This window comes from Rhodovulum viride (genome assembly GCF_003265965.1).
In the GTDB taxonomy this organism is placed as follows: Bacteria; Pseudomonadota; Alphaproteobacteria; order Rhodobacterales; family Rhodobacteraceae; genus Rhodovulum; species Rhodovulum kholense.
In genome coordinates this window covers 1-4,473 of sequence record NZ_MUAV01000059.1, presented here as the reverse complement: position 1 = coordinate 4,473, position 4,473 = coordinate 1, and the positions used below count along the sequence as shown (strand labels likewise).

8 protein-coding genes are annotated in these 4,473 nt (G+C 62.7%); 4 read left to right on the top strand and 4 right to left on the bottom strand.

The annotated features are described in order from the left end of the window. Window positions 1-244: hypothetical protein (locus BYZ73_RS20630; RefSeq protein ID WP_146746375.1), on the bottom strand; the 244-nt coding region annotated here is incomplete at its 3' end. A 147-nt stretch (window positions 245-391) separates the two neighbouring features. On the opposite strand from BYZ73_RS20630, the gene BYZ73_RS20625 reads away from it, so the two are divergent. Together BYZ73_RS20625 and BYZ73_RS20620 are read left to right on the top strand one after the other, a co-directional pair. Next, a complete protein-coding gene (locus tag BYZ73_RS20625; protein ID WP_112317498.1) occupies window positions 392-766 on the top strand; it encodes a DUF2513 domain-containing protein in 375 nt (124 codons plus the stop codon). 132 nt (window positions 767-898) lie between these two features. Beyond that, a complete protein-coding gene (locus BYZ73_RS20620) occupies window positions 899-1,501 on the top strand; it encodes a hypothetical protein (protein WP_112317497.1) in 603 nt (200 codons plus the stop codon). A gap of 200 nt (window positions 1,502-1,701) precedes the next feature. Here the strand turns inward: BYZ73_RS20620 and BYZ73_RS20615 are convergent, their stop codons facing one another. Together BYZ73_RS20615 and BYZ73_RS20610 are read right to left on the bottom strand one after the other, a co-directional pair. Then, the gene (locus BYZ73_RS20615) at window positions 1,702-2,346 is read right to left on the bottom strand and encodes a type VI secretion system-associated protein TagO (protein WP_112317496.1); all 645 of its coding nucleotides are present in this window, start codon (window positions 2,344-2,346) and stop codon (window positions 1,702-1,704) included. Next, window positions 2,343-2,915: a S24 family peptidase gene (locus BYZ73_RS20610; protein WP_245943257.1), complete on the bottom strand. Its 573-nt coding sequence runs from the start codon at window positions 2,913-2,915 to the stop codon at window positions 2,343-2,345. Before BYZ73_RS20610 ends, BYZ73_RS20615 begins: the two co-directional genes overlap by 4 nt. Window positions 2,916-3,373: 458 nt before the next feature. On the opposite strand from BYZ73_RS20610, the gene BYZ73_RS22990 reads away from it, so the two are divergent. Beyond that, window positions 3,374-3,538, top strand: a complete 165-nt coding sequence (locus BYZ73_RS22990; RefSeq protein WP_181498140.1) for a hypothetical protein — start codon at window positions 3,374-3,376, stop codon at window positions 3,536-3,538. On the opposite strand, the gene BYZ73_RS20600 is transcribed toward BYZ73_RS22990, so the two are convergent. Further along, entirely contained in the window at window positions 3,520-3,780 is a 261-nt protein-coding gene (locus tag BYZ73_RS20600) for a hypothetical protein (RefSeq protein ID WP_112317493.1), read from the bottom strand. The genes BYZ73_RS22990 and BYZ73_RS20600 overlap by 19 nt on opposite strands. A 28-nt stretch (window positions 3,781-3,808) precedes the next feature. On the opposite strand from BYZ73_RS20600, the gene BYZ73_RS20595 reads away from it, so the two are divergent. Next, on the top strand, window positions 3,809-4,402 hold the full coding sequence (locus BYZ73_RS20595) for a hypothetical protein (RefSeq protein WP_146746374.1): 594 nt from the start codon (window positions 3,809-3,811) through the stop codon (window positions 4,400-4,402). Window positions 4,403-4,473: the final 71 nt, after the last annotated feature.

Here is a 4,473-nt window from a genome sequence, read left to right as displayed (position 1 = left end):
CGCCGTCCTCGTCGGACGCGGCCGGATCGCGGTCATTGCCGGTGGGGGCGCGGTAGTAGACGCAGCCCGGCGCAAAGCTGGGCTGGAACGCGTTGGTGCCGAGGATCGGCTTGAAGCAGGCCGGGGCGGTCGCCGGGGTGGCGGCGGCCACCTGGTCTTCCGTGGTTTCGGTGGCGGCAAACAGCGGCGCGCCCAGCAGGGCCAGCGCGGCAGTCGTGGTCAGGATCGTTTTCATCGGTTTCATGGGTGCCCCTTTCTGTGGTCAGCAAGGGGAATGTAGCGATAATCGCTACTTCGCGCAATAGTATTTGTAGCTTTTTTCGCTACGCGCTATCCTGCCCCTATCAGCACCGGGCTGACACGGTGTCGCCCGGGCGGACAGGAGGGGGCCATGACCCGAGACGACGACCTTATCCGCGCCCTGATGATCAAGATCGAGGCGGAGCCAAGTCAGATCCATCCGTCCCCGATGCGCCATTCGGCGTCCGAGGACGCGATCCGCGAACATCATCACCTGCTGTTGCTGGCCGATGCCGGGTTCCTGGTGGCGGACGAAGGTGCCGCATGGTTCCGCATGACCAGCAGCGGCCACGCTTTCGCCGGCATGATCAAGGACGACACGCTTTGGCACCGGGTGCGCAGCAAGGCGGCCGAGGCCGTGCCGCGCTGCGGGCCGGGGCTTCTGTTCGAGATCGGGACCGCGATGATGCGCGACGAGCTGCGCGACATGGGCGGGGGCACCAATGAGCGAGGACGCGAGGGATAGCGCCCATCACCTGGTCGCATCGGCGCGGGCGGCAACGGACCCGTTTCCGACTTTCCACCTTACCGCGCGCCTGATCGCGGAACCCTGCAACAGTCGAAATCTCATGATATGGATAGCACAAGGAGGCGTCCCATGCTGGCAAGCGAGTTCTTCGCACTCTCCCTTTCGGTCCAGGTCGCCATTGGCGCCGGGTATCTTGGATATGTCACAGCCTATGCGGGCTTTCGGCGCGACCATGATGCGACGGATGCCGTCTTCATTTCGCTGGCCTTCGCATCTATCGCGACGCTTGCGTTTTTGCTTGTCGAGAAGTTCGGCCCGGTCGCCGCGTTCCTAACCGCCTTCTTGGCAAGCCTCATCTGCGCCGGCGTCTGGAGAAGGTGGGGGCGCAGATGCTGGCTTTGGTGCATGGACAAGACAGGGGTGCATCGTGACGATGGCGTTCACACTACCTGGTCCGGGATCGCGCAAACAGACAGACGCGTTGGGCAGGTATCCGTCCACACCGAAGACGGGAGGATTCTGTACCTGAACGACAGGTCGAAATATCACGGCGCAGCCTGGGACGGGCTGTATCTTGGTGGAGACGGATCTGTCGTTATGGTTGTCGAGGAAGAGGAGCTTCCGAACGGCACCGAGGAAACGCGATCCGGCATCAGCGACGAGCACTGGGGCACGCGGCTGACCTACATCCCGGCCAGCCAAATCAGGCGTGTTAACATCAGAATGAAATAGGCTATTTCTTCGGCGGGGGCTTCGGTGCGCCGGAAAGCTTGTTAGGGGACGCCCCATTCTGGGGCGAACCCACAACCCTAGGGCTGGCGCCCTTGACAACTGACTTTGGCGATGCGCCGCGGGTGCTGGAGATCGGTTTTCCTTCTTTGTCACCCATATCTTCCTCCACAAAGGTCAAGAGTATTTCTTGCGCCGCCAGATCACCAGTTGCAGGCCTCGCGCAGCGGCTTTATCGCCTCGTCGAGGCCTGTGATGTCGTATTCTGCGGTGACACCGGATTCAGAGACCGGCACAGCCTGCACGAACAGCTTCTCGTGGCCAAGCAAGCCTTTGATGAACGGGATTGCAGATGACCCGCTCCAAAGCCCGAGAGCGGTATTGTCGCTGCTCTCGATAAATCTTTTCGTCGCGGCCGGGTCTTTATCAAGGCGGTAGGTGACGGCGCCCCTGCCCTGAATGCCGCTCATATAGCAGCCACCGAAGAAGAACCAAACATTCGTCTGGTTCTCTCTGCAGGCGATCCCGATCTGATGGGGTGCCGAGTCGTATCGGCAGTTCGTGAACGTCCCGCTATCAAGCGTAAGGAACACATTTGTGGAGTCATCAATCTTTGAAACTTCGGTCTCCACCACCCACTGCCCAAGGGCGCTTGCATCGGCCGAAGGTTCAGCGGCGTATCCGCTTTCCAAGTCATAGCATTCGAGACGGCCGCTGCTGTCCGCAATGTCGTGACAGCGCCCGATCTCGCCATATGATGCAGTCGGTGCGGCGACCGAAACACCAACGATGGCGGCCGCCCAAGAGCTGGCCGCGATCCGCCCCCAAAGCGCTCTGAACTTGCTCATCCGTCTACCTTCCTCGCCAATTCCGCAGGCCAGTGCAGCTTTATCGGTGCCGCCCACTTGAGCCGGACCCCGTACATCGTCGGCGTCTGGTCGTTGAAGCTGTGCAGATCGAAGGTGCCATGGTCTCGTCCTGGGCGGACCACCTTCACCCAGCCGAGCCCCTCTTCGCACTCGCAAACGCATCGCTTGCCTACCGCCTCGCTGGGCACGCTTCCGTCCGACCAGCGGGTGAAGAACAGCAGGTCGCCGGCCGAGTAGACCGGTTCCATGCTGTCGCCCTCGATCTCCACCGCCACGATGTTGTGCGGTGACAGGCCGGGCGGGCATTCGACCTGCGGGCCGTCGCCCTTCTCGTAAGCGTCAAAGACCGGCACCCGCGCGCCAGCGCCGACCTTGCCAGCTATGGCGATGGTGGGGACCTGAACCGCATCGCTGGGAAGGTCAAAGCCGGTAATCTCAGAGATCAACAGCATTTCCTCGGCCGAAATCGTTCTCTTGCCCAGCGTCATTTTGTTGATGATCGAGCGATCAATCTTCTTCTGGACGCGCGCATCAAGAAGTTCGGCCAAGGCCGTTTGGCTCAGCCCTGAGTAATCCAGAGCTTGAACGAGCCATTCGCTGAGGGGCGCTGATATCGGGGTTCGCGGAGCCATCTCAGCGAACAGCATATCCGCGACGCCAAGCATCATCTGTAACGAAAATCGCTACAAGGTGTATTGCGCGAAGTAGCTAAAATCGCTACAACGAGGGCATGGAACCGGCTAGCAGCATCATTTCGGCCCTCGGCGGCCCCTCCGCAGTGGCGAAAGCCATCGGCATTCACCGGACGCGGGTGTCGATGTGGCAGGCCTCTCGCGAACGGGGAGGCACTGACGGGCTTGTGCCATACAGGCACATTCCGAAGCTCCTTGAGCTTGCCGCCGAAAGGGGCGTCCACCTTTCCCCGGCTGACTTCATCCCCACGCCCACCGGGGACGCCGCCTGATGCTGCGCCCCCGTTTTCCCCACCATCAAGGGAGACCCGAGCATGGGGTATCTGATTGCGACATTGATCCTCGGCCAAACCGCGCTGGTGGTTGCCGTTGTGTGCCTGGCGCGGAAGACAGCCGCGCTTTCCAGAGAGCAGGACGGCGCGAAGCTGGTCGGTCGGATCAATGCGGCGCTCGATATGGGCTATCGCTTTCGGCTGTAGGCTTCCGCGGCATCCGCGACCTGTCGGAGATAGCGCGCAACCTCCGACAGCGCCTCGCGCTCCATCGCCGCATAGTCGGCAGACGGCGCCAGATCGATTGCCACGTGGCCTTCTGCGCTCTCGGCGGTCCGTTCGATGGCCCCCTCTGTGCTTGCCCAGAACCTGACCAGCATCACCGGGGGCAGGCCCTTGTCGCTTCTGTCCTGATACCGGAACGACGTGATTTCCACGCTGTCTTCCATGCGGCGCTCCTTTCGCTGAGCCGTGTGGTTGGCCGCGCCGGTGTTGGCTCATCGGCGCGGCGCCACAATGGACCGCCGAAATGCGCGCTGTCCACGGCCCCCCAAGGTCAAATGCACGATCAAAATGGCTTTGCTCCATGCGCTGAACATGCGCGGGGCGCGGTCAAACCCCAAGGAAAAGGCGTTTCCCATGAATAAGCGTCTGTTCACGCAGATGGCGCGTGCGCTGATCGCCCGGGTGGGCGGGGTGGACGCGGCCTGCGCCGCCATCGAGGCGGAGTTTGGCGAGCCGGTGTCGCGGGGCACGATCTCGAAGATCCAGAACGGGCACCTCGACATCACCTTTGCGCAGGTCGCGGCCTTGCAGAAGGCGACGGGCGACATTGCATTCGCCAACTTCCTGCGGCGGTCGGTTTCGGCCACCGGCGCAACGGCGATCATCACGCATGTCCAGACGCTGAAAGAGACCAGCGAGGCCGTGATCGCGCAGGCCGAGGCCGAGCGGGCGGGCGACGAAGAGAGTCGCCTGCGCGCGGTGAAGGAGACCGACGAGGCGATTGACGTCATGAAGGCCTATCGCGCTGGTCTGCTGGCCGGGCTCGATGCGAGGGCCGCAGAATGATCCGCGCGGCCCTGTTCGCCATGGCGGTTGCCGCCCCGGCCAGCGCCGCGACGGTGCCGGTCTGGCATGCG

What these genes read in the sequence shown, in the direction of transcription:
- BYZ73_RS20620 (WP_112317497.1), top strand. Translation starts at nt 899, where the DNA reads ATGCTGGCAAGCGAGTTCTTCGCACTCTCCCTTTCGGTCCAGGTCGCC.
- BYZ73_RS20625 (WP_112317498.1), top strand. Translation starts at nt 392, where the DNA reads ATGACCCGAGACGACGACCTTATCCGCGCCCTGATGATCAAGATCGAG.
- BYZ73_RS22990 (WP_181498140.1), top strand. Translation starts at nt 3,374, where the DNA reads ATGGGGTATCTGATTGCGACATTGATCCTCGGCCAAACCGCGCTGGTG.
- BYZ73_RS20615 (WP_112317496.1), bottom strand. Translation starts at nt 2,346, where the DNA reads ATGAGCAAGTTCAGAGCGCTTTGGGGGCGGATCGCGGCCAGCTCTTGG.
- BYZ73_RS20600 (WP_112317493.1), bottom strand. Translation starts at nt 3,780, where the DNA reads ATGGAAGACAGCGTGGAAATCACGTCGTTCCGGTATCAGGACAGAAGC.